This window comes from Gluconobacter sp. P1D12_c (genome assembly GCF_018812105.1).
In the GTDB taxonomy this organism is placed as follows: domain Bacteria; phylum Pseudomonadota; class Alphaproteobacteria; order Acetobacterales; family Acetobacteraceae; genus Gluconobacter; species Gluconobacter oxydans_A.
Map to the genome: position 1 here is coordinate 1 of NZ_JACSIQ010000482.1, position 443 is coordinate 443.

A 443-nucleotide genomic window follows, 5' to 3' on the forward strand; every position below is an offset into this window, starting at 1 on the left:
ATCCGGTGCTGATGTTCAAGATCCTGGTGATCCAGACGTTGAACAATTTGTCTGATGAGCGGACGGAATATCTGATCAACGATCGCCTGTCGTTCATGCGCTTCCTTGGGCTGGGGCTTTCAGATCGTGTTCCTGATGCCAAAACACTCTGGCTGTTCCGTGAGCGCCTGACGCAGGTGGGAGCGATCGAGGGTCTGTTCAACCGTTTTGACGCGACCCTGCGGCACGCCGGCTATCTGCCGATGTCGGGCCAGATCCTGGATGCAACGCTGGTGGCGGCTCCAAAGCAGCGCAACACGAACGCCGAGAAAGCCGATCTCCGGGCAGGCCGTATTCCCGAAGACTGGCAGGACAAGCCGTCAAAGCTGTCGCACAAGGATCGCCATGCGCGCTGGACGCTGAAGTTCACGAAAGCGAAGCGGCAGGACGATGGAACCATGCCG

Annotated in this window: 1 protein-coding gene; it reads left to right on the top strand. The window is 58.7% G+C overall.

Translation table 11 applies throughout. The annotated features are described in order from the left end of the window. A partial coding sequence (locus KP705_RS17780) for a transposase (RefSeq protein ID WP_215765244.1) occupies positions 1 to 443 on the top strand: 443 nt, incomplete at both ends.